The organism is Pedobacter sp. ok626 (genome assembly GCF_900100435.1).
In the GTDB taxonomy this organism is placed as follows: domain Bacteria; phylum Bacteroidota; class Bacteroidia; order Sphingobacteriales; family Sphingobacteriaceae; genus Pedobacter.
In genome coordinates, this window is the sequence record NZ_FNEX01000004.1 from 365312 (window position 1) to 390141 (window position 24830).

The window sequence follows — 24830 nt, forward strand, 5'->3', positions numbered from 1 at the left end:
ATGAAAAACAATAATATTACCATAAAAAGCCTGATTGTAGGGCTGCTGATGTTGACTTGCCTTGCCGGTTACGGACAGCAAAAAGATAGTTTTACCCTTTCTGGAAAGATAAAGGGCCAGGATTATGATTTTATTTACCTGCGGTACAATGACCCTTCTTCGGGGGCGAGTGTGCTGGATAGTTTTAAAATTACCAAAGGCACATTTCTGTTTAAGGGCCGCATCGTCGAACCTACTGTTGCCTTTCTGTACGGAAAAATGAAAAGCCAGAGTATGGACGACCCTAACTTTACCAGCATATTTCTGGAACCGGTCCCAATGACCATCGATGTAACTGCTGGAGCTTTCAGGAATGTGGTTATGAAAGGCTCTGTTAGCCAGGATCAACAAAAGGCTTTGGAGAAGCTGAAAGCACCGATAAGAAAAGAAATGGAGCCCGTTTTAGAAGCGTACGGAAAGGAGAAGAATCATGAAAAGGCTGCCGAAATTCGGGAACAGTTTGAGCCTTTTAATGCAAGAATGGATAAAATAGATTTTGCTTTTTTTGCGTCGCATCCCGACTCCTATGTGACACCTTATATGATGCGTTTCAAAATAGCTGGACTAAACACTGCCCAGGCAAAGGAAATTTATAACAGCTGGACGGCACGTATTCAACAAAGTAGTTACGGCAAAAAAATAGCTGAAGAAATTAAAAAACTCGAAAATGGCTCTCCGGGAAGCACTGCTGCAGCTTTTAGTGCAAAGGACATCAATGGCGAGCAACTCAGCCTTTCAGATTTTAAAGGGAAAAAGTATGTGTTGATTGATTTTTGGGCCAGCTGGTGCGTCCCATGCCGCAAAGGAAATCCTCATTTGATTGGGCTGTATAATAGATATAAAGAAAGCGGACTGGAAATCATTGGTGTGGCAAATGACGACACTGCTGTGGATGCCTGGAAAAAGGCTGTAGCACAGGATAAAATAGGAATCTGGCGTCATATACTGAGTGGTTATGATCGGAAGGCCAGTGATCAGGAAAAATCTAAATATATCAATGAGCGATATGGCATACATAGCCTGCCGACAAAAATACTGATTGATAAAAATGGTGTAATTATAGGTCGTTACGGTGGTGGTGGTGAAGATGATGCTGCCATGGATAAAAAATTAGCTGAAGTTTTTAGCAAAAGCTAAATTCAGAAAATAAACTCAAAGAGCCCGATCATTATGATATGGGCTCTTTTTTTTTTCGTAAAAGCCTCGATTTAGCCCAAAGATTTACTGAAAGTATCTTCCAGTTCTTTCAACTTATACTTGATCTTTTTACTTAGCCCCGTTTCATTTGTTACTTCAGTCAAACCACTTAATACATACATCCCAATCTGAATATCTCTAATAGACGCTTGCTGCTGGCGTATCGGTAATGAGGCTATGTAGCTTAATTCCTGATCTAAAAATGAAGCCGTTTGACTAGCCAGCAAATTTGCATCCTGATGATTGTTTAAGTTATGGAGTATCTGTATGGTTTCCAATCTATTCAAGGTATCATGGATGGAATAAAGTTTTAATGGGAGTTCTTTAATGTTCTTTGTGATGATTTGTTGAGCCTGAGGATTCTTTCCTTCCGACATCAGATTTTTTGCAAGTGTGTTTTGGTAAGTCCATGTATCATTTGCAACCCTTCTGGTTTCAGGATCAAGGTAATTTGCTTTGTTGAAAGCAGAGAAATTCATTTTATGTACCGTATTGCTATACATGACATCGGAATTGGTAATCTCTGATTTATCGCGGTTGTCTTTAGCATCTCTTTTAAGTGGTAATAAACGATAAGCATAGCCTTCAAGATAAAGGTATTTATCCAAGCCAATATAAGTATCCTCGGAAAGTGAAGAGCCAAAATAGATAGGTCTTTCCCAGTTGTTGTTCACAAGGATGTCTAACATGGTAAGATCTGCTTTGCTAGCAAAGTTCTTTTTGAAATCCCATTCCATTTGTTTGGCTATTTTGCCTTTATCTTTTGCCTGGATGGTATTTGTTTTTACCAGCTGATTGGCATCAATACTTAATTTAAATTTTTTGGTAGGTAGGAAGTTTTCAAAAGAACCACCTTGCATTTCTACTTTATCATCTTTGTTGTCGGAAGTAAGAACAGTTAATAAATCTTTCAGTTCAACGCTGTCTTTAAAGCCATAATCTATAAAAGGAAGATAATCACGGACGCCTTTTTGATATTTATCGGATGTCATAGCGATTGGTAGAGGAGCCGACAGGTTGGCTTGCGTTTTCATTTGATTGATATAATCTCCATCCGCTAAAAATTGCAGACAAACCACTCTTACGTCTGTCCTGATGCCTTCAACTTCTTGGGCATACCACAAAGGAAAGGTGTCATTATCAGCATTGGTAAATAGGATAGCATTTGGCGCACAAGAATTGAGATAGTTGGCGGCAAAGTCTGTAGCTGTTTTTTTATTAGAACGGTCATGATCATTCCATCCTTGTGTACCCATAATTACCGGGGCAACCAATAGACCAATGATAGCGGCAACAGCCAGACTTAATTTATGTGACGCAATGCCTGACAGTGTTTCTTTGATGGCCAACACCCCGAAGCCAATAAAAATAGCAAAGGCATAAAATGAACCTACATAGGCATAATCTCTTTCACGCACTTGTAATGGATCCTGATTTAAGTAAAGGATAATGGCCAGTCCAGTGAAAAAGAAAAGCGTGGCAATGATGATGGTAATCTGTTTATTTTTTCGGTACAAAAAGATCAGACCTGCAATACCTAAAAGTAAGGGGAAACCAAAATAAATGTTATTTCCCTCGTTGGCGGTAATGGATGGTGGTAGTTTGGATTGATTTCCAAGCCTCAGTGCATCCAGGCTTTTAATTCCGGTGATCCAATTCCCTTCCGTTAAACTACCTTGACCCTGGACATCGCTTTGGCGTCCTACAAAGTTCCATAAGAAATAGCGCCAGTACATAAACCCTACCTGATAGGAGCTAAAGAAGCTTAGGTTTTGGAAAAAGCTGGGGCTCTCATTTTCTTGAAGTCCCATCCAGCTTTTATAAAACTCAGGATGTCTCGGTTTGTTGCTGTAAGTGCGTGGAAAGAGTAGGTTCTTATCATAGTTTAGCTTGTAAGCTTTACCAGCATCTTCATAGGTCTTTTCTCCTTTTCTGTATTCTGTACCTGTTTCTTTGATCTCAGTTTGTTGGGCATCGAAAGTTCTTCCATATAACAATGGTGTATCTCCATAATTGGTACGCCCCAAATAGCTAAGTAAAGCAAATGGATTGTCTGGATTTGATAAATTGATATTTGGTTTGGCATTGGCCCTAATCACGATCATGAAGTAGGAACTAAAGCCAAAAAGGATGAAGGTTAGACAAACCAAGGCAAGGTTAAGGTTGTATTTATGATGTTTGATCGAATAGAAAATGGCATAAGCAATAACAGCGGCCAGTAGGACAATAAATGTCATAGCCCCATAGCCAAAGCTAAAACCGAGGGTGTTTACAAAGAAGAGATCAAACTTTGCAGCAAAGAGCACCAGGTATTGTACAATTAGAAATTGGACCAGGCCTACTAGTAGACAGCCAATTGCAAAGGCCTTAAGCGTGCCAATTAAGTTGGGATTTGATGTTTTTTTGAAGTAGTAGACCAATACAATAGCTGGAATAGCGAGCAGACTAAGTAAGTGAACACCAATGGAAAGTCCGACTAAAAATGCAATAAGAACCAGCCAGCGGTTATCTGTATTGCTTTCCCATTTCAGGATGGCCCAAAATACAATAGCAGTGAAGAGGGTAGAAAGTGCGTAGACCTCGGCCTCTACTGCCGAGAACCAAAAGGTATCAGAAAAAGTATAAGCCAATGCGCCTATTACGCCAGCAGCAATTATGCTGTAGCTTTGTACGCTGCTTTTTTCTTTAGGATATAGCTTTGAAGCCAAGGCAGTGATGGTCCAATATAAAAACATGATGGTTGCTCCACTAAACAATACCGAACTGAAGTTTATCCAATAAGCTATTTTAGCAGCATTACCCATGGCTAAGAGCGAGAACATTTTTCCAATCATCAGAAATAAAGGCGCTCCGGGTTGGTGACCTACTTCAAGTTTGTTAGCTGCAGATAGAAATTCGCCGCAATCCCAGAAACTGGCAGTAGGCTCCATGGTAAGCCAATAAAGAATACTTGCAAAGGCGAAAAGAATGAAGCCCGTAAGGTTATTAACGCGTTGGTAGTTCTTCATGATTTAGGTTTTTGATTTATGGTTAATCAAAAATAATTAAATCATTAAGATACAATGGGTTGTAAGTGTTAAAGTTTGTTAAATTCTAGCGTGCAAGAATCCTTTTAAAAGCATTAATAATACTGTTCAATAGTGGCGTCAATTACGATGAAACCATCATTTTTGCTCTCGGTAAAAATCAGGAATTGGTGATTGTCGGGTTTAATTTTATACTTCTTAACCAGATTTTCTGCTTTATCCCGGTAGTTTCGAACGATTACATTGCCAACAAGCTGCTTTTCTTTTTTCAATTCTCCAGAGCTGATGATCCTGTTTATTTTAAAAATCCTTCCTGGAAATTGATTGTTGATCTGCTCACTGGTGTAAAGCTGTGTTTGGGTATTCAGTTTCTTTAATCCGTAAGTTATGCCGATCAGGTTAAAGGCTCCGCTCTTTAATAAGGCGGCATCTGGCTCGTATAAATAACCAGCAGGTGTTTCATTAAGTATTTGGGGCAAACTGGATTCTTCATCACCTTTAAAAAAGCTGAAGCTCTTTTCGCTTTCATTTAAGGTGGTACAAGTTATTTTTATACTGGATACTTCCTGCTTTTCAATAATCCACAGCAGCTCTTTGCATTCGTTTTTTACGCTTACAATATGGATTTCCGTAACCTTGCCTAATTCCTTTATACCAGTAGATAGATCTAAGAGCGGAGCAGTTTTAACGATGATTCTCGCAGATTTTTTAAGTAATAAATCTAAATGCTCCACCACATTTGGTGTGCAGTCTTTCAACATAAACACTTTACCTGCGCTGCTTCTTCTTGCCGGATCTATATAGATCGTGTCAAAGCTAGCTGGGCTGTCTTGTAGCTGCACCAAACCATCAGTAGCCAGAAAGCTTATATTGTTTTGGCCCAATACTTTTGCATTGTATCTGGCAATTTCTGATAGCTCTGGGTTTATTTCGCAATGCAGCACCGAGCTAACCGTCTTTGCAAAGTAATAGCTATCTACGCCAAAGCCTCCTGTTAGGTCAATCAGGCTGTTTCCCAGGGCAAGCTTTGCTTTGTATGCAGCCGTTGTTTCTGATGAGCATTGCTCTATAGAAAGCAGGGGTGGGTAGTAAATATTTTCTGTATGGTACCATGTGGATAGTTTCCTTACAGATTTCTTTTTCGCAGCAATTTGATTGGCCAGTTCACGGGCTTCAACGTCCTTAAAAGGACTTTTGGCCATAGCGATTTTATGGACATCATCATTTAAATGTTGACTGATGAACTCTTGTACGGGCTGATCTAAAATATGCTTGTTCAAGGATGTTTACTCCGTTTCTTTTTTATCTCTCATTACAATCTGGCAGGTGTTTCTACTTTTTACCTCCAAAAGAATGTTCTTATTTACGGTAACGCGATCTATCGTTTCTTGATTGTAATACCTGATAGTCACCAATTCAACGTCGGTGTTGTACTTTATTTTATAATCCTTAGATAAATCTGCAATTAAGCTTTCCAATTTCTTTGCATCGTAATCAAAGCTGATGGAAAAACTGATGGCAGAGTTGAGCATGGTATTAATTTTAACTCTGTGGTTATGAAACAGACTGAAAATATGGCTCAGGTTTTCTTCAATGATGAAAGAGAAATCTTTAGGGAATATGGACAACAAAGCCTGATTTACCTTAAAAATAAAGGAAGGTACTGGCAAGTGATTCTTTAGGTCAGTAATGTCCGTTCCTTCTGCATCAGGATGAAGAAATGAGCGAACATACAAAGGAATGTTTTTGTTTTGTATCGGTTTGATCGTTTTTGGATGGATAACCGTGGCACCATAATAGGCCAATTCTATGGCATCATGGTAAGAAAGCTGTGGAATCCTTTCTGTCTCATCAAACCATTTTGGATCAGCATTTAAAACACCTGGCACATCTTTCCAAATCGTCATAGATTCGGCATTTAAACAGGCAGAAAATATGGCTGCAGAATAGTCGGAACCTTCACGACCCAATGTGGTGGTAAAGTTTTCGCTGGTACTGCCAATAAAACCTTGTGTTACGGCAATATGGTCTTTCAAAATAGGAGCAAGATTTTCTTGTATTTCCGCTTCAGTTTTTTCCCAGTTTACCAATCCTTCACGGTAAGTATTGTCGGTATGAACAAAATTACGGGCATCTACCCATTTCACATTGTTTTGTAATGTACCCAGGTACGCAGCAAGGATTTTCGTCGAAATAATCTCGCCAATAGAAACGATCTGATCATAAATATAATCAGGCGCATCTTCTGGCTCTTCTTCAATCAGCCAGTCGATCTCTACAAAGGTATTTACAACATCATTAAATATGGGGTGATTGTGATCCGGAAAGAGCTGATTTAAAATATTGAAATGATATTGTTTTATCTCTTCAAATATTTGCAATACATCATCCTGACTGTTTAAATAAGCTTTTGTAAGGTCTTCCAGTTTATTTGTCATTTTACCCATTGCAGAAACCACAATCAGTAGCTCGTTGCCTTTGTGGTTTTGGATAATTGACGAAACGTTTCTTACTCCTTCGGCATCTTTAACCGATGCTCCTCCAAATTTATATATCTTCATTTTTTAATTAGCGGGGTTAAGTAAGCTGTTTGGTTTTGCGATATCCTTTAAATCGGCAAAAGGAATAACCAGCTCAGTAATTCCGTAGGCATAAGCTTTAATCTCGTATGGATTGTAAAGGAACTTTAGGCCTTTTTTGTTAATGCTGAAATTTTTATTTAAGCTAAACTTATCGTTTTCAAAGAAATAATTATCTTTCAAACTCGCCGTTGGCGATAGCTTCTCATTTTTTCTAAATATTTTTTCTGCTATAGTAGTTAATTCTGGCATTGAACCAGGATTGATCAGCGAATCTAAAACAATCTCCGTATGACTTTTCGGATCGTAGTTTAAATAAGTGAAAGAACTATTTGGATGGGCTCCACCTTCATAGTTTACGTAAGTAAGCAGAAAGGAAAGGTACTGCGGATTTTGTTCCTCAACCTTAACTTTTGCATCCATAAACCAGGTTTGGCCATAGTCTTTGTTCTCTTTACTGAAAGTATCGAAGTTCTTAATAAAGGCATTTGTAAAATCCTTATAAGTGGCGAAATGTTCCCCCTCATCGGCAAGATTCATAACCTTTTGCTCAATAAACTCGTTTATTTTTTGATCTGTAAATACGGGATAGGAGATGACTGCTTTAGAGGTGTCGGTCGTATTTTCATTACCCTTAACTAAAACGTTGCTGGATACTTTTACAGAGTCGTATGTAAAGGACAGACTGGTTTGATCAGTCTCGATTGGATCTGAACTGTTAATTGTTTTTTTCTCATTCTGACAGGCAATAAAGCTTAATGAGAGGAATAAAAGGGCTAATTTCTTCATAGGAATAGGTTTTGTTGATATTATTTCTTGCTTAGCTGTTCTGTAGAAAAAGAACCATTAAGCCAGCCAGCTTCTATCTGTGCGTCGTACTTGCTGTAAAAATTAAGGGCTGGCTCATTCCAGTCTAAAACCTGCCAGGTCATGCCGTTGTATCCTTTGTCTTTTGCTTCTTTTATCACACGTTCAAAAAGTAATTTTCCAATGCCTTTACCTCTGTACGCTTCGGTTACGATAAAATCTTCGAGGTATAAGCGACAGCCTTTCCATGTGGAGTATCTGGTATAATAAATCGCAAAGCCTGCAATAAATCCATCTACCTCAGCCACAAAGGCGTTCCATACTTTATGCGCACCAAAACCAGCATCAACAAATTCTTCTAATGTAACTGTAACCTCTTCAGGAGCCTTTTCATAAACTGCAAGTTCATTTACCAGCTCAAGTAATCTTACACAATCCTCTTTTACAGCTTCCCTTAACTTTATGTTCATTCTTCCTTACAATTCTTCTTTATAATGTTTGATTTTTCATTTAGTTTCTAATTGCTTTCATTTGTAATGAAGCTATCAGAAGCTTAGCCTTCATTTTTCTTTGTTAGCTTCTGATGGTTCCTTTTGCCAAAAATGCTGCTGCCAATGCGCACCATTGTACTTCCTTGTTCGATGGCTAGCTTATAATCGCCAGACATACCCATTGATATTTCCTTAAAATAGTCTGCTTTTCTAAAAAAACTAAGTTTAATTCCGTCAAACAACACCTTTAATTCATTAAACTCATCGCTAGTTTGTTTTTCCAGTGCATTGTTACTGGCAATACCCATAATACCAACAATTCGTACATTTTGTAGTTCAGCAAATTCATCAGAACGTAACAACTCGATAGCTTCATCAAAGCCTAGTCCAAACTTGGTGTCCTCATCAGCGATATAAATCTGAAGCAGACAATCAATCACCCTTTTGTTTTTAAGGGCTTGTTTGTTAATCTCAGTCAGTAACTTTAAGCTATCTACCGATTGGATCAAACTAATAAAAGGGGCAATGTATTTAACCTTATTGGTTTGTAAATGGCCAATCAGATGCCATTCTATATCTTGCGGTAGTTTCGCTTGTTTATCAACCAGTTCCTGTACAATGTTTTCTCCAAATACCCTTTGTCCGGCATTATAGGCTTCTAAAACAGCATCGGCTTCCTGGTACTTAGATACTGCAATTAGTTTAACGGCTAATGGATCTAATTCGCTTTTATATTTTAATAAGTTATCTGCTATACTCATTTATCAGTATTTTTGGTAAAATTAACAACCTTAGCGAACTTTGTCTAAGAAATAATGATGTTTTAACATAATGAGGAACTTTTTATATATCGTAATTGTCTTTTTTCTTATCTCCGGATGTAAGCCTGGTGTCCCAAAGGATATCATACAACCTGATGAGATGGCTAAGGTATTGCACGATATTCATATTGCAGATGGCTATTTAGGTCAGATTGCGCGCCCTGATTCGGTGAAAATAATTGCTGCGGGTTATTATAAGGGGATTTATAAGAAATATGATATCGATTCGGCTTTGTATACCAAGAGCATGAATTACTATTATAAAGATCCTAAAGTGTTGAATGATATTTATGTAAAGGTTACCGGTCAGTTGACAAAAGAGAAGGATTTGATCGTGAAGGCAGATTCTACTTTTAATGCCAAAGAAATAGAGAAAGCAAAATTGAAGATCGTCAGGGATTCCACAAGGACTGCTGATTCTACGTTCTGGGCTGACTTTTTGTTGAAAGATAGGACTAAGTTGAATAAAGCTAAGCTAACCGATACCGCTAAGTTGAGAGATACGGCTAAATTGACCGATACGGTTAAAAAGAAGATTGAGGTGATCAGATTAAAAATGGACTATAAAGGTCCGCAAGATTTAAAATAAGTATGTTATATCCAGAGAATTGTTTGGAGCGGTTGGGCTTTAGTGAGGTAAGACAGCTTATATACAAACATTGTTTGAGTCCGATGGGACAACAAATGGTTGGGAAAATGCAGGTGATGACCAAGTTTGACCAGATCAATAAGTTTTTGAGGCAAACACAGGAATTTAAAAGTATCCTCGAAAATCAGGAGCCTTTACAAATCAGCACCTTTTTTGACATTAAAACCCTTGCTGAAAAGATTAGGGTGGAAGGAGCTTACCTGGTTGAAGATGAATTGCATCAGATGTATGCTTCACTGCAGACGGTATTTGCTGTTTTACGGTTTTTTGATGAGCGAAAGGATGTATACCCTAATTTGGAAGCCTTATTTGAGCACCTTCCTGTAGAGAAAAATATCCTGAAAAAAATAGAGACTGTTCTTGATCCGAAAGGTAAAATTAAGCCTAATGCTTCGCATGAATTGCAAAGCATTATTGGCGATATCGCCAAAACGGAACAAGATGTACGAAAGCGAATGGATTCGATCTATAAGCAGGCGGTGGGTAACAATTGGGTTGCCGATGGCAGTTTAACCATTCGCGATGGCCGTATGTGTATTCCCGTATTGGCAGAAAATAAAAGGAAGCTTCGTGGTTTTATCCATGATGAATCTGCCAGTGGACAAACAGTCTACATAGAGCCCGAAGAAGTTTTTACCTTAAATAATAAGCTGCGGGATCTTGAATTTGATAAGCGTAGAGAGATCATCAGGATCTTGATTGCATTAACAAATGATCTACGTCCTTATACGCCATTACTGTTATCATACCATGGTTTTCTTACCAAGCTAGACTTTGTAAGGGCCAAGGCTCTGTTTGCGATAGATGTGGAGGCTGATATGCCAATACTGATCCCCGAAGCTAAAACAAAATTGGTCAATGCAACCCATCCGTTGTTATATCTTTCTTTTAAAGAAGATAAAAAGACGGTTGTTCCTTTAAATATGCACATCAACAATGAGCTAAGGATTCTATTGGTGTCTGGGCCTAATGCCGGTGGTAAATCTGTTTGCATGAAAACTGTGGGTTTATTACAGCTGATGGTACAATCAGGCTTGCTAATTCCTGCGCATGAATCGAGTGAGGTCGGTATCTTCGATAATATCTTTGCGGATATTGGCGATGATCAATCTATTGAGAGTGATTTGAGTACCTATAGTGCACATTTAACCAAGATGCGGTATTTCGTGGCGCACGCCACACCTAAATCTTTGGTGCTGATTGATGAGTTTGGTACAGGTACTGATCCGCAGTTTGGTGGACCTATGGCCGAAGCGGTATTGGAGGTATTGAACAATAAAAAGGTGCGGGGCGTAATTACTACGCACTATTCTAATTTAAAACTCTTCGCCGGTAATACACCGGGATTGGAGAACGCTTCGATGCTGTTTGACAATGGGAAAATGAAGCCCATGTACGTTTTAGAGATTGGCAAGCCCGGAAGTTCTTATGCTTTTGAAATTGCCCAGAATATAGGCCTGCAAAAAGAAGTGCTTGAATTGGCTCGCGCAAAAACAGGAACCAATCAGAATAGAATAGATAGCTTGCTGGTAGATCTGGAACGTGAGAAAAAACAGATTTATGATACCAAGATTCATCTGTCTACTCAACAAAATAAGGTTAAAAACCTGGTTACTGAGAATGAGAAGTTGAAGTTGTTTTTGGACGAGAACAGAAAAATACTCATTAAAGAAGCAAAGCTTGAAGCGCAGGCGATCATTAAGAATGCGAATAAACTGGTTGAAAATACTATTGCTGAGATTAAAGAAAAGCAGGCCGATAAAGAGGCAACCAAGGAATTGAGACAAAACCTGCAAAAGGTTTTGGTACAGCATCATGTAAAAGAAGAGAAAAAGCCAGACGTGCCTCAACCTTTAAATACGCCTATTGAAGTTGGAGACTTGGTGCAACTGAAAGGGACGGAGACCATGGGGCAGGTTTTAGAAATTAACAGAGATAATCTGGTATTGGCACTTGGCGACTTGCGTTCTATAGTAAAGAAGAACAGGGTGCAAAAGATCAGCAACAAACAGGCTAAAAAGATTGTTCAGGGCAGTTCTTATTCGGGCAGTATTTCTGAAGCCATCAGTAGTTTTAATGCGGAGTTGGATTTAAGAGGGATGCGCGGTGAAGATGCCTTGCATGAAGTAGAGAAATATTTAGATAAGTCGATTATGCTTGGCTTTCCTGTAGTTAAACTGATTCATGGCAAGGGCGATGGCATTCTTAGAAAAATGATTAGACAGTACTTAAAAAAATATAGCCAGGTAAACCGAGTTGAAGACGAACATGCGGATAGAGGGGGAGACGGTATCACCTATGTTTATTTTAATTAAACATATTTAAAATGAGTGTGTTATATTTAAGCTGGCGTTGTCAGTTTAAATATAACATACCCATTATGAAAACTTTAGCGATCAGTATCTTTGCGCTTTTAATTGCTTTTTTTGCTTGTTCAAAAAAGAAATCGTCGACTAAAGAAGAGGAGACTCCATTGCCTGATGTCGAAATAAAAACGCGGATAGTAAGTGCCGGACTTTCTCATGTATGGGAAATGGTCTATGGACCAGATCAACAACTTTGGATCACAGAACGTGGAGGCAAGATTAGCCGTGTCAATCCACAAACCGGAGCAGTTACCTTGTTGTTAAATGTCCCAGATGTGGTGGCAGATGGTGAGGGTGGCTTATTGGGTATGGCCATTAATCCTCAGTTTACCACTAATCCATGGGTTTATGTAGTTTACAATTACAACGCTGGCGGCTATAAGGAAAAAGTGGTTCGCTATACTTATTCGGGTAATACCTTAAATTCTCCATTAACTATTCTTGATCAGATCCCGGCATCCTCTATACATAATGGATCGAGGTTATTGGTTTCTAGCGATCAGAAGCTTTTTATCACTACTGGTGATGCCAGTACAGCCAGTAATGCCCAAAATACAGGCTCTCTATCTGGTAAAATATTGCGCGTAAATATGGATGGATCGATTCCGGCTGATAATCCTTTTCCAAATAGCAGGATATGGAGTTTTGGTCACAGAAATCCACAAGGATTGGTACAGGTTGGCGATAAACTCTATGCTTCTGAACATGGGCCTAATAATGACGATGAGGTAAACCTGATTCTGAAGGGACGCAATTATGGCTGGCCAAATGTAGAAGGTTTTTGCGATAAGTCTGCTGAGCAGACATTTTGCACGGCTAATAATGTAGTTGAGCCATTGATGGCCTGGACACCTACCATTGCTACTTCTGGATTGACCTATTACAACTCCGGTCTTATCCCCGCATTTAAAAATTCATTGTTGCTGCTTAGCTTAAAAGGATCTAAGTTTACCCAACTTAAATTGAATGATGGAGGCGATAAGATATTGGGTAGCAAAGATTTTTTTGTAAACCAATATGGTCGCTTAAGAGCTATATGTCAGTCGCCAGACGGCAAAATATACATAGGCAGTAGTAATGGCAACGACGATAAGATCGTAGAAATCCAGTAAATATTTGGTCGGTACCGCAGATATAGTATAATTTAGCAGCAAAATATATTCATGTATGATCAATAAAGTTGTTTCGGGTGCTGAAGAAGCTATAAAAGACATTAAAGATGGTGACACTTTAATGCTTGGCGGATTTGGGTTGTGTGGTATTCCAGAAAACTGCATTACTGCACTGGTAAAAAAGGGTGTTAAAGAATTGACCTGTATTTCTAACAATGCCGGAGTTGATGATTTTGGTATAGGATTGATGTTGCAACAGCGTCAGGTAAAAAAGATGATCTCTTCTTATGTAGGTGAAAATGCCGAGTTTGAGCGCCAGCTGTTAAGTGGTGAGCTTGAAGTTGAATTGATTCCTCAAGGAACTTTAGCGACCAGATGTATGGCTGCTGGTTACGGTATGCCTGCAATTTTTACTCCGGCGGGTGTGGGTACTGAAGTGGCTGAAGGTAAAGAGGTAAGAAACTTTAATGGTAAAGATTACCTGATGGAGTATGCTTTTGATGCCGAGTTTGCAATTGTAAAAGCATGGAAGGGAGATACTGCAGGTAACTTGATCTACCGTTCTACCAGTCGCAATTTTAATCCAGTAATGGCTATGGCAGGTAAAGTAACGATTGCCGAAGTTGAAGAACTGGTTGAGGCAGGGGAGCTTGATCCGGATCAGGTACATACGCCTGGTGTGTTTGTTCACCGCATTTTTCAGGGAGCAAATTATGAGAAGAGAATAGAACAACGTACAGTTAGAACTAGAGGGTAATCCTATAAAATATTTATATGCTGGATAAAAATGGAATTGCGCAGCGCATCGCAAGAGAAATACGTGACGGATATTATGTGAATTTAGGGATTGGTATTCCAACATTGGTAGCCAATTACATCCCTGAGGGAATAAATGTAGTACTGCAGTCAGAAAATGGACTGTTAGGAATGGGACCTTTCCCTTTTGAAGGAGATGAGGATGCTGATTTAATTAATGCCGGAAAACAGACGATTACTACTTTGCCAGGGTCATCAATCTTTGATTCGGCATTGAGCTTTGGAATGATTAGAAGTCAGAAAATAGACCTGACCATTCTGGGTGCTATGGAGGTATCGGAAAATGGAGATATTGCCAATTGGAAAATCCCAGGTAAAATGGTGAAAGGTATGGGTGGTGCAATGGATCTTGTTGCGTCTGCTAAAAATATAATTGTTGCCATGCAGCATGTAAATAAGGCTGGCGAAAGTAAGTTACTTCCGAAATGTACTTTGCCGCTAACAGGTGTGAAGTGTATTAAGAAGATTGTTACGGAACTTGCTGTGTTGGATGTATTGCCGGAAGGTGGCTTTAAACTGATTGAACGTGCACCGGGTGTAAGTGTCGACTTTATCAGGCAAGCTACCTTAGGTAAATTGTTTGCAGATGACGATGTGCCAGAGATGGTATTTTAAACAAACAAAAAAGGAGCTTATTAAAGCTCCTTTTTTGTTTGTTTACGATTGCAATATTGTTGTTTAATTACGCCCGCAGTATTTTCGCTTTTAAATCCGTAGAAATCTCCTCTGTCACCCTAATGATGTCATCAGGCGTATTGTTGTTATTGATCACAATAGTGTTGCACATCTCCTTATAAGGTAATAAAAACTCTTTATAAGATGGTGCTACATGGTTGTGCCATTTGTACAATACATCTTCTTCAGGATATCCACGTTCCATGCCGTCGCGTTTGATACGACGTTGCAAGGCAACCTCTTCTTCTGCTTCTACAAAGATTCTATGATCCAATAGGGCTGCAATTTCTTTAAAATGGAGTATAAAAAGTCCCTCAACAATGATAATTGGTGCAGGACTGATTTCTAATATTTTAGTGACCGCCAGAGGGTTGTTAAAATTGTATTCCTTTTTATAGATGACTTCCCCTCTGATGAGTTTTTTTATGTCTACTAAAAACTGTTGATCATCAATGGTGGTTGGGAGATCAAAGTTGTATATTTTATTCTCTTCCTGGGTCATTTCACCAGCAGGATGGTAGTAATCATCCTGTGAAACCAAGGTTACTTCATCATTCTTAAAATGATGCAAAAATGAATTTAAAAAAAAGGTTTTGCCGGATCCACTTCCTCCCGCTATACCAATAATGAAGGGCTTATTGTTCATTGTCTTGTCCGCCGTATGTTAAATTGCAATAAAATCTTTTGTCTAAAGCGCCAAGAGCATCAGCTACAGCTTTAGTCATTACAATGATAACATCTTTTGTTGATTCATTCTCTGTGAATTTACCAACAACTTTAGCGAAGGTCGACCGGTTGGTCATAGGGTTAGTGATTTTCATTACCGTTCCAATAGGTGCTGTACGGTGTAATACCAACATTTTCGAAGGATCAAGGTCTGCATCCATAATCCAGATACCCGTTCCTTTTTCATCTACCTGATTTAAACCGTATCTGCTGGCAGGTAACCTTAAGGCAGGATCTTTTATAGAATTTAAAGTATCTACATGGTTTTCTGAACTAATTGGAACATTTTTCGGCGGATACTGCCCACTAATCAATAGTTTTTGTCCAACAAACAAAGAATTGTCATGCAGGTTGTTTTTTGCTTTTAACTGATCCATGGTTATTTTATAGCGTGTCGCGATAGAATACATGGTTTCATTTGAAGCTACTTTATGCTCAATAAACTCTTCTGGTTTACTGGTGTCCGCTGCTTTTTTCTCTGGTTTTTGCTCAGGTTTTTTATACCTGTTTTCAGGGGGGATATTAGTTTTTACGGCAGTTTCTTCTGCTTTTTGTTGCACCGGAGGTGCTTGCGTCGTGCGTTGCTCTGTTGCTGGTTGTTCAGCTACTTTTCCTGGGATTTTTAGTATTTGTCCAATCTGAAGGTTGTTGGAGTTGAGTCCATTTGCTTCCTTAATGTCATTAACAGTGGTGCCATACTTTTGAGCAATCATATTCAGATTCTCTTTTTTCAGTACCATGTGTTCGATTAGATTACCTTCTGACGTTGTTGCAGGAACAGTATTCTGATTAGTTTTACCTATCGCTGGTGGAGTTTTACTTGTTGCAGTTGAAGCTGTAAAAGGAAGGTTTGTAGGTACTTTAATGATTACGCCAATCTGTAAGAACTTGCTGTCGTTAAAGTTCATGATGTCTTTAGGAACTACATTGTAACGTCTGCCGATGGAATAATAAGTGTCTTTAGCGACAACCTGGTGGATAATTATTTTCTTTCCGTTGAGTTTTTCTACTCCGATTGAGTCTCTTGTAATGGCGCTGGCCGCAGACAGGTTAATCAGGAGTGCAAATACGGATACTATATAATATTTATGCATTAATGTCTTTGTAAAATTTAAAGGGCAATTATACGAATAATATAAATAAAGCGTCGAATTCGAATATTAAACGTTCTTTTTTCGGTCCTATTGCGTGGTATATTAACATTTTTCCAAACCATTTATCGCATCATCTGTTACAATAGCAGACAAATATTGTTCTCAAATAAAATTAAAAATAATACTATGGATGCGAAAGAAATCAGTTTAAAAGAAAAAGAAGTAAAACCAGTGGTCGACATGTTGAATGATTATCTGGCGAATTATCATATACATTATCAAAAATTAAGAGGTTGTCATTGGAATGTTAAAGGGCAGAATTTCTTTACCTTGCATATCAAATTTGAAGAGTTGTATACCAATGCGCAGTTGACCATTGATGAGATTGCAGAGCGTGTATTGACTTTAGGGAAGCCACCGCACAGTCGTTTTGCAGACTATATCAAAGAGTCGGCCCTTAAAGAAATAAACACCATTGGAATGAAAGATCTGGATATGGTAGACGCCATTTTGGATGATATGGCTAAATTGATTGAGCTTGAGCGTGATTTGCTGGATGCTACGGCTAATGCCAGTGATGACGGGACCAACGATATGGTTAACAGGTTTATGCAGTTTAAAGAGAAAAATACCTGGATGCTGCGTTCATTTGCCGGTAAGAAATAATTTCATAAACTATTTTTTTGAGGAGTCGTCATGTTGAATTTATTTTCGGCATGACGATTTTTCTTTTAATATCTTTGAGGCGATGGGATATAAAAGCTTAGCAGATTGTGTAGCCGATTTAGAAAGACACGGTCATTTGATTCGGATAAAAGAAGAGGTTGATCCTTACCTCGAAATGGCGGCCATTCATTTGCGTGTATATGAGCGGAAGGGGCCAGCCTTGCTTTTTGAAAACGTGAAGGGCAGCAAGTTTCCGGCGGTTTCCAATTTGTTTGGGACATTGGAACGCTCTAAATTTATGTTTAGAGATAGTCTGCCTAAAGTAGAACAATTGGTAAACCTTCGTTCAGACCCAGTCAAAGCCTTAAAAAATCCCTTAAAATTACCAGGTATTGCGTTGACTGCGCTTACCGCGCTGCCATTAAAGCAAACTTTTAAATCAATATTTAGTAAAACTACGATTAGTGCATTGCCACAAATTGTAAACTGGCCTATGGATGGTGGTCCTTTTATCACGATGCCCCAGGTGTATACCGAGGATGCTGATAAACCAGGGATTTTAAATGCCAACCTTGGGATGTATAGGATACAGCTTGCCGGTAATGATTACGAATTGAATAAAGAAATAGGATTGCATTACCAAATCCATAGAGGGATAGGGGTACACCAATCTAAAGCCAATGCCAAAGGCGAACCGCTAAAAGTGAGTATTTTTGTGGGGGGACCACCTTCTCATCCACTCGCTGCGGTAATGCCATTGCCAGAAGGCTTGTCAGAAATGACTTTTGCTGGTGCATTAGGCAATAGAAGATTTAGGTATTTTTATGATGATGAGGGCTTTTGCTTATCCGCTGATGCTGATTTTGTAATTACTGGCACGGTTTATCCTCAGGAAAATAAACCTGAAGGACCATTTGGAGATCATTTGGGATATTATAGCCTTACACACCCTTTTCCATTAATGAAGGTGCACAATGTTTACCACCGTAAGGATGCGATATGGTCCTTTACCGTCGTTGGTAGGCCACCGCAGGAAGATACCAGTTTCGGCGCATTGATCCATGAAATAGCGGGATCGGCCCTGCCCAAAGAAATTCATGGCTTAAAAGAGGTGAATGCAGTTGATGCTGCCGGAGTTCATCCTTTATTATTTGCGATAGGAAGTGAAAGATATACACCATATTTAGATGAACGCAGACCTCAGGAGATATTAACCATCGCCAACCATATTCTAGGGAAAAACCAATTAAGTCTGGCCAAGTATTTATTTATTGCAGCAAGGGAGGATGACGAACATTTGGATACACATGATCTTGCTGGCTTTATGCAACATGTCCTTTCGCGAATGGATTTCCGTACAGATTTACATTTTCATACCCATACGACTATTGATACATTGGATTACAGTGGTGATGGTTTAAATAGTGGCTCAAAGGTTGTTTTTGCAGCGGCAGGAGCTCAAAAGCGAATATTGACCAATGAGTTACCCCAGGGGTTTCAATTGCCAGAGCCGTTTAACCATTACCAGATGGCAATTCCGGGGGTATTAGTTATAGGTGCTCATCCTTATGTGGACGCTGCTCATACTGAACAGGAAATGGTTTTGTTGAACAAGGATTTAAAAGATCAGCACTTGGCTGGATTAGGTTTGATTGTCGTTTGTGACGACCCTATTTTTACTGCAGCAACGATTAATAACTTAGTGTGGGTTACATTTACGAGAAGCAATCCGGCTTCTGATATTCATGGGGTAGGCAGTTTTATCAGTAACAAACATTGGGGCTGCACCGGACCAGTTATTATCGATGCCCGGAAAAAGCCACATCATGCGCCTGAATTGATTAAGGATGAAGCAGTAGAAAGACATATTGAAAGGCTGGGCCTTCAAGGAGCTTCTCTGCACGGGATAATATAAATGCCAGTGAAAATACTTCCACTGGCATTTATATAATATTATCTGTACTTAGGTTCTACTGATAAGGTAATTGATCCACCGCTTATATCATTGGTGATATATCTATTCACAAACCAAGGCCCATTAGGATTGTCTCTTGGTGGACGGCCCCCATTTGCGTAAGGATCATATGGTACATTGTCTTCTCTTCTTAGAATAATCGGAGAGGCAAATTCTAAAATTCCCTCCCCTAATTGATCAGAAGTCAAAGTTGTTACTATTTGATGAGTCCTTACTTCAGTTTCTTCTGTTGAAGATCCATACTTAGCCCCAACTTTTACTTTTTCGCCAAGTGCAACATCGAAATTAAAATTTGTAGCAAATTTTGTTGAATAAGTATGGATGTTAGTTACTGTAGTCGCATTGTCAAATTCAGAGACAACAAACTTCCATTGGGAACTATAATTTTCTAAATCCCAAGCCACAATTGGTTCGGGTTGAAGAAGCTTATATTCTTTTGGAGTTGAACTGACTCTATACCAATTGATAGAATTGGGTACTTGCTGATAAACCACATCATATAAAAGATCTCCTGGTATAGAGAAAATCTTTTCTAAAGTAGGTCCTGCACCGGCCTTTGCGTTTATTAGAATATTTATTCGGATTTCGAAAGCTCCATCAGTCCATAATTTAGGAAATGGTGCAGGTGGTTTGTGTTTTTGGTAGGTTTCGACGTTAACTGGATCTTCAGGTGAGTCAGAAAGGTCACTTGCTGCCTTATTGATTTTTAATGAAACAATATGTTCTACATATCTATTGTTAAATTTTCCTTTAACAACTCCTGCTGCAGGATCTATTCCATAATAAACATAATCTCTTTGCCATTCCACGTTTTTGTTAAATGCTTCTACCACCCGTTGATCCAGAGAAAAATAATTATAATCAATAATATTAGTAGTTGGGAAATTTACGATTCTTGAAATCTTGCTATCGGCTGGGCCTAGTGAAGTCTTTCCTTTGCTAGAAACTGACACATTAGTATTTGTACCTTTAGAATTTTTTGAGGTTCCATCGAAAGCAGGATCTAGAAAATGAAAATTGTATTTCTGCGTGGTGTTGCTCCCTGAATTTACATAATTCATTATTGTTGACGTTTTCTTTGAAGATAAAGAGGCAGAAGGAACTGTGATAGCTACTCTTTCGTTCTCTTTAACAACAACGACAGGAAATCCAGGAACTAAGCCATAAGGGGCTTTAGTTACTTCTAGCTTAGCATTGTAAAGATCAATGCTATTAAAATGTTTGCTTTCAGGGGCTACGGCAACCATTGGTATTTCTGAAGCAGTATTCCATGTTTCCGCAGTGAAGTTAGGAACCTCAGGAACCATAATTGTTAAGGTTGGCAAACTTTCTATAGCATCTTGAAGAGCAACTTTAGATGGTGCATGTTTGAATAAAATTTCTGATACAGTTTCTTGACCCAGGTCTTTACCCAAGACCATTTGTAATAAAACATCATAGTCATTGTCAAACATTTTTAGTGCCTCTGATTTAATAAAAGCTCTTAGAGACGGTTCTTTTTCTAAAGCAATAGCTAAGGTTTTAGAAAAAACAATTTTTGCTTCTTGTCTAGCAGAGAGTGGAGGTTCTACAAATTGATTGTTTTGTTGTTTTTCTTTCTTACATGAGAATAAGAAAATGAGGAGCATTAAAAGATGCGTTTTTTTCATATTTAAAGAGTTTAATTATAACTACTAAATTAAACTCTTTAAGTGTAAATGCTCTACTTTTGAGTGTAATATTTTTAATACCGGACTTTTAAAACCTAATTCCAAAAGTTAAAAACACATTGTTGTTTGCATTTTTAATACTGGCTACTGGCTCAGCTCCGTCACTCAATGCATAAGGACTTACTCTGTCTTCTGATTGAACGCGTTGATAAGCGAGATCAAAATAGTACTCATTAAAGCGGTAGCCTAAACCACCACTATAATATTTAGTACCGTATGTGTTGTTCGTATCATCTTTTACAGGACTGCCATTTAATCCGTAGCCAGCTCTTAAGCTCAGGTTATTGATTTTATACTCTCCACCAACTCTATAATTTACAGCAGAAGTATAGTATTTTTTGATATCGGCATTACTATCCATGATTGCATTGTCTAATGAACCTCCACCATCCTGTGATAGACGGGTGCCTGCATAATCAATAAAATCAACATCAGCAGAAATGATGGCTTGTCCTGCGATGACATAACTAGCACCCAAAGATCCTTTTCCAGGAGTTTTTAGGTTATAGTTATAAGGGTAGGATAATGGTCCAATATTATTTGGTTGTCTTACACCATCCAATGTAGTAAATAGATTTTCTGTAAATGTATCCTCCATATATAACCACGTTGGTGTTTGATAGGTTGCGCCGATTCTGAAACTTGAAACAGGTCTGAAGATTAAACCTAATTTAGCGTTGATTCCTGAACCGTGAGTTTCCTGACTGGATACGTAAGAGAAATTGTAATTTTTGTCAGGACTAAAGCCAAAATCAGGATCAGTTGGGATGTCGTTGTAGGCACTTAATATACCCTTTTCTGTATATTCTACATCATTAATGTAGCGTACATTTACCATTCCTATACTTGCACCAATGTACAATTGATTAGAGATGTTAATTGCTCCTGAGAAATTTACTTCGGAGGTAGAACCCGCAGTAGTTTGATTTCTACTTTGCATATTACTGCCAATAAAGGGTTCGGCTGAATATCCCGGGAAGTTCGGTACATTGTAATTTATCAGGAATTGCTCATAAGCCAGGCGCTGTAAAGTATTATCGTCAATAACTCCGTTTACATCCATACTGCCATTGGCTAATTCTGAAAAATAATCACGCATAGAGGTCAGGTCATTGTTTCCACTGTAACTTTGACTTTGTGTATAATCGTTGTTTCTGCTATAGCCAATACCAAATACGAAACTCAAAACACCTTTTTGAGTGTTTTGTCCTTTTGCTTTAAAAGTAGGGTTGTACCAAACCACACCAGCCTGATTCATATTTAATTTACTATCTGAACCTTTGCCTTGTTGCCCCAGGTAATCGGATTTCGAAGTTGCATTGTTAAACTCAGGGGTAAAGCTAAATTCTGATCTGGTAAAGAGACCTAAACCAGCTGGGTTACCATTTAAGGAGCTCATGTCTCCACCCACGCCAATTTGCGCGTTACCCATACCTTTAAATCTTGCAGAACTACCATAGTTCGTGTTGCCAAACCTGATGGCATCCTGGGCATATTGTGCATATGTAGTGCCCGTGGTGGCTACTATAGCCACCATAAGCATCTGTATAAATTTCTTCATCTCTGTATTTCGCTTAAATTATCTGCCTCCGCCTCTTGATGGTCTGCTTGTGCCACCGCCTGAGCTACCGCCACCATAGCTTCCGCCAGAATTACCTCTTGATGGAGGACTGTAAGATGGAGGTGGAGAATATGATTCTCTCGGTGGTCTTGCTGGAGCTTCTGTTCTTTCTGTTCTGCTCGGTCTTGAACTTTCTGTATTTGCAGGTCTTGCTGGAGCTTCAGTTCTACTTGGTCTCGAATTTCCCGTTGTTACTGGTCTTTGAGATGTACCATAATTACCATTAGTGCTACCTCTCGAAGGTCTGCCTGAAATTACACTTGTACCATTACCGTTTTGTACTCTAGACGATCTTGGAGAAAGATAGGCATCATTTCCATTACCTCTATTTCCTGTGTACGCACTACCACCTCTATTTGGTCTTGGTACATTGGTAGTCCTGCCGGTATAAAAACCGCCTCCCCAGTAGCCACCACCCCATAATCCACCGCCGTAACCACCGCCATAGTAATTGTTGTAGCCATAAAACGGAGAATAGTAATTACCCCATGAGTTGTATGGAGAATTCCATATAGAACCATAAAACGGACTATAGCCAAATCCCATACCAAATCCAAATCCTAAGGACATGCCATAATTGCCATACCATCCACCATCAAAGAATGGATCATAGTATCCTCTCCAGGAGGGTCCTGTATTGTAAAATCTGTTTATACGTGATGAATAATCCATGTCGTAATAGGGATCACTTGTGCCATAGTATTCATCCTGAGTATTATAATCGGATTCTCTTATCGGTACTTGTTGCTTATACTCCCTTGCCTGCGCTACAGAGTTATAGACATCATCATTCGAATTTTGCTGCGCTAACCTTGGCGTAGAGCAGGACGTGACAACTATTGCTGTCAGGCCAAGCATACTGGTGAATAAATAATTTGATTTCATAACTATATCCCTTCTTTGTGTGTTGTGTGTTTTGTAGGTATAAATTTATAGATTTGTAGCCTACATTACAAGTCATTTAACACAAAAAACGTTCCAAACAGTTATGAGCAAAGGTATTACAAGCAAAAACGAAGATTATTCACAGTGGTATAACGACATTGTTATAAAAGCCGACCTGGCTGAGCACTCATCTGTCAAAGGATGTATGGTGATTAAGCCCTATGGATATTCCATTTGGGAGAAAATGCAGGCGGTTTTAGACCAAAAATTTAAAGATACTGGCCACAGCAATGCTTACTTCCCTTTATTCATTCCCAAGTCATTTTTTTCTAAAGAAGCTTCACACGTTGAAGGTTTTGCGACTGAATGTGCTGTTGTGACACATTATCGTCTAAAAAATGATGGAAATGGTAACATTATCGTAGATGAAACTGCAAAATTAGAAGAAGAACTGATCGTAAGACCAACTTCGGAAACCATTATCTGGAATACGTATAAAGGCTGGATTCAATCGTATCGCGATTTGCCAATTCTTGTAAACCAATGGGCCAATGTTGTACGTTGGGAAATGCGTACGCGTTTGTTTTTACGTACTACAGAGTTTTTATGGCAAGAGGGACATACTGCTCATGCGACATCTGATGAGGCAATTGCTGAAACGAAACAGATGTTGGATGTATATGCAGATTTTGCTGAAAACTGGATGGCTTTGCCGGTTGTTAAGGGCGTAAAAACTCCTAATGAACGTTTTGCAGGCGCGCTGGATACTTTTTGTATTGAGGCTTTAATGCAAGATGGAAAGGCTTTGCAAGCGGGTACCTCACACTTCCTGGGACAGAACTTCGCCAAAGCTTTTGATGTGAAATTTACGAGTAAAGAAGGTAAACAAGAACATGTATGGGCTAGCTCATGGGGTGTTTCTACCCGTCTGATCGGTGCTTTAATTATGGCGCATAGCGACGATGCCGGATTGGTGTTACCTCCTAAACTTGCTCCGATACAGGTGGTGGTTGTTCCGATATACAAGAATGATGAAGAGTTGCAAAAGATCTCGGTCTTTGTGGATGAGCTGATGTTAAAATTAAAATTAATGGGTATTTCCGCTAAATATGATGCCCGTGATTCACAACGTCCTGGGTTTAAATTTGCAGAATATGAATTAAAAGGTGTTCCTGTACGTTTGGCAATTGGTGGCAGAGATATGGAGAATGGAACTGTGGAACTTGCGCGTAGAGATACCAGAGAAAAACAAACTGTACAGCAGGATGGTTTAGATATATATATCGTACAACTGTTGGAGGAAATTCAGAAGAATATCTATAACAAAGCTTTAGACTATAGAACTGAACACATTACTGAGGCAAATTCTTATGATGAGCTGAAAGAATTGTTAGACACTAAAGCTGGTTTTATTGCTGCACATTGGGATGGAACTCCAGAAACAGAGCAGAAGATTAAAGAAGAGACAAAAGCCACGATCAGATGTATACCTTTAGATAATAAACTGGAAGATGGAGTTTGTATTTATTCAGGTAAACCATCTAAACAGCGTGTGTTATTTGCGAGAGCCTACTAA

General features: G+C 38.9%; 20 protein-coding genes. 9 read left to right on the forward strand and 11 right to left on the reverse strand.

Going from position 1 to position 24830, the window contains the following annotated elements; all coding sequences use genetic code 11:
• Complete coding sequence (locus tag BLS35_RS08015; RefSeq protein ID WP_254778741.1) at positions 1–1176, forward strand: TlpA disulfide reductase family protein; 1176 nt, start codon at positions 1–3, stop codon at positions 1174–1176.
• 71 nt (positions 1177–1247) lie between these two features.
• Here the strand turns inward: BLS35_RS08015 and BLS35_RS08020 are convergent, their stop codons facing one another.
• The 6 genes from BLS35_RS08020 to BLS35_RS08045 all read right to left on the reverse strand — a co-directional run bounded on the left by BLS35_RS08020 (position 1248) and on the right by BLS35_RS08045 (position 8900).
• On the reverse strand, positions 1248–4244 hold the full coding sequence (locus BLS35_RS08020) for a DUF2723 domain-containing protein (RefSeq protein ID WP_090779592.1): 2997 nt from the start codon (positions 4242–4244) through the stop codon (positions 1248–1250).
• Between the two features lie 113 nt (positions 4245–4357).
• A complete protein-coding gene (locus tag BLS35_RS08025; RefSeq protein WP_090779595.1) occupies positions 4358–5542 on the reverse strand; it encodes a hypothetical protein in 1185 nt (394 codons plus the stop codon).
• Between the two features lie 6 nt (positions 5543–5548).
• The gene (locus tag BLS35_RS08030) at positions 5549–6823 is read right to left on the reverse strand and encodes an aspartate kinase (RefSeq protein WP_090779597.1); all 1275 of its coding nucleotides are present in this window, start codon (positions 6821–6823) and stop codon (positions 5549–5551) included.
• A gap of 3 nt (positions 6824–6826) precedes the next feature.
• Positions 6827–7630: a DUF3298 and DUF4163 domain-containing protein gene (locus BLS35_RS08035; RefSeq protein WP_090779600.1), complete on the reverse strand. Its 804-nt coding sequence runs from the start codon at positions 7628–7630 to the stop codon at positions 6827–6829.
• A gap of 20 nt (positions 7631–7650) precedes the next feature.
• Positions 7651–8118 (reverse strand): GNAT family N-acetyltransferase, encoded by a 468-nt coding sequence (locus BLS35_RS08040; protein WP_090779602.1) that lies wholly within the window; start codon positions 8116–8118, stop codon positions 7651–7653.
• 83 nt (positions 8119–8201) lie between these two features.
• Positions 8202–8900 carry a YggS family pyridoxal phosphate-dependent enzyme gene (locus BLS35_RS08045; protein ID WP_090779604.1) on the reverse strand — a complete coding sequence of 233 codons (699 nt, stop codon included), beginning with the start codon at positions 8898–8900 and terminating at the stop codon, positions 8202–8204.
• A gap of 70 nt (positions 8901–8970) precedes the next feature.
• Between BLS35_RS08045 and BLS35_RS08050 the strand changes: the two genes are divergently transcribed.
• The 5 genes from BLS35_RS08050 to BLS35_RS08070 all read left to right on the forward strand — a co-directional run bounded on the left by BLS35_RS08050 (position 8971) and on the right by BLS35_RS08070 (position 14518).
• Positions 8971–9549, forward strand: a complete 579-nt coding sequence (locus BLS35_RS08050; protein WP_090779606.1) for a DUF4296 domain-containing protein — start codon at positions 8971–8973, stop codon at positions 9547–9549.
• A gap of 2 nt (positions 9550–9551) precedes the next feature.
• Positions 9552–11924: an endonuclease MutS2 gene (locus BLS35_RS08055; RefSeq protein ID WP_090779608.1), complete on the forward strand. Its 2373-nt coding sequence runs from the start codon at positions 9552–9554 to the stop codon at positions 11922–11924.
• A gap of 65 nt (positions 11925–11989) precedes the next feature.
• Positions 11990–13087: a PQQ-dependent sugar dehydrogenase gene (locus BLS35_RS08060; protein ID WP_090779610.1), complete on the forward strand. Its 1098-nt coding sequence runs from the start codon at positions 11990–11992 to the stop codon at positions 13085–13087.
• 55 nt (positions 13088–13142) lie between these two features.
• Positions 13143–13844 (forward strand): CoA transferase subunit A, encoded by a 702-nt coding sequence (locus BLS35_RS08065; protein ID WP_090779612.1) that lies wholly within the window; start codon positions 13143–13145, stop codon positions 13842–13844.
• Between the two features lie 17 nt (positions 13845–13861).
• Positions 13862–14518 carry a CoA transferase subunit B gene (locus BLS35_RS08070; RefSeq protein WP_090779614.1) on the forward strand — a complete coding sequence of 219 codons (657 nt, stop codon included), beginning with the start codon at positions 13862–13864 and terminating at the stop codon, positions 14516–14518.
• A gap of 67 nt (positions 14519–14585) precedes the next feature.
• On the opposite strand, the gene BLS35_RS08075 is transcribed toward BLS35_RS08070, so the two are convergent.
• On the reverse strand, positions 14586–15224 hold the full coding sequence (locus BLS35_RS08075) for a uridine kinase family protein (RefSeq protein WP_090779616.1): 639 nt from the start codon (positions 15222–15224) through the stop codon (positions 14586–14588).
• Entirely contained in the window at positions 15214–16398 is a 1185-nt protein-coding gene (locus BLS35_RS08080; RefSeq protein WP_090779618.1) for a LysM peptidoglycan-binding domain-containing protein, read from the reverse strand. Before BLS35_RS08080 ends, BLS35_RS08075 begins: the two co-directional genes overlap by 11 nt.
• 186 nt (positions 16399–16584) lie before the next feature.
• On the opposite strand from BLS35_RS08080, the gene BLS35_RS08085 reads away from it, so the two are divergent.
• A complete protein-coding gene (locus tag BLS35_RS08085; protein WP_090779621.1) occupies positions 16585–17064 on the forward strand; it encodes a Dps family protein in 480 nt (159 codons plus the stop codon).
• 82 nt (positions 17065–17146) lie between these two features.
• Positions 17147–18979 (forward strand): UbiD family decarboxylase, encoded by a 1833-nt coding sequence (locus BLS35_RS08090; RefSeq protein ID WP_090779623.1) that lies wholly within the window; start codon positions 17147–17149, stop codon positions 18977–18979.
• A gap of 38 nt (positions 18980–19017) precedes the next feature.
• Here BLS35_RS08090 and BLS35_RS08095 read toward each other — a convergent pair whose 3' ends face one another.
• The 3 genes from BLS35_RS08095 to BLS35_RS08105 all read right to left on the reverse strand — a co-directional run bounded on the left by BLS35_RS08095 (position 19018) and on the right by BLS35_RS08105 (position 23254).
• A complete protein-coding gene (locus tag BLS35_RS08095) occupies positions 19018–20688 on the reverse strand; it encodes a hypothetical protein (protein ID WP_090779625.1) in 1671 nt (556 codons plus the stop codon).
• Between the two features lie 88 nt (positions 20689–20776).
• Positions 20777–22309 (reverse strand): OmpP1/FadL family transporter, encoded by a 1533-nt coding sequence (locus BLS35_RS08100; RefSeq protein ID WP_090779627.1) that lies wholly within the window; start codon positions 22307–22309, stop codon positions 20777–20779.
• Between the two features lie 18 nt (positions 22310–22327).
• On the reverse strand, positions 22328–23254 hold the full coding sequence (locus BLS35_RS08105) for a hypothetical protein (protein ID WP_132225915.1): 927 nt from the start codon (positions 23252–23254) through the stop codon (positions 22328–22330).
• Between the two features lie 103 nt (positions 23255–23357).
• Here BLS35_RS08105 and proS point away from each other — a divergent pair, with 103 nt between their 5' ends.
• Positions 23358–24830, forward strand: coding sequence for a proline--tRNA ligase (gene proS, locus BLS35_RS08110; protein ID WP_090779632.1), 1473 nt, complete (start codon positions 23358–23360; stop codon positions 24828–24830).